Here is a 331-nt window from a genome sequence, read left to right as displayed (position 1 = left end):
GGATGCGACCGTGTCCCCGGTCGCGCGAGCCAGGTACTCGGTATAGGCGAGGTAGAACTGCACCTCCCGGTCGAAACGGGCGACCGTCGCGGACTGGAACACCTCATGATCGTGTGCGAACCGGTCCAACGCGGCGAATTGGCCGGGGAACACCGCCGCAACCAGGTTGAGGATCCCGGCCTCGACGTGATTCATCGCCACCGGATCCGCGTGGTTGTCCGCTTTCGAGGCGGCCGTCGCCTGCTGGAACTTCGCAAATGTGCCGGCAACAGCTGCACTGTAATCCGTTTCACCCGTCAACGGGAGAACACTGATCCGGCCACCGTCGATC

General features: G+C 63.7%; 1 protein-coding gene. It reads right to left on the bottom strand.

The window, feature by feature from the left end:
• On the bottom strand, nt 1-300 hold a 300-nt coding region (locus tag AC1RPQ_RS08240), incomplete at its 3' end, for a hypothetical protein (protein WP_481762301.1).
• Nucleotides 301-331: the final 31 nt, after the last annotated feature.

The sequence above is a fragment of the Dellaglioa sp. CoH-57-MRSF-21 genome, assembly GCF_056781915.1.
The sequence above is the reverse complement of the archived record's forward strand: the minus strand, read 5'-3'. Positions and strand labels throughout refer to the sequence as shown.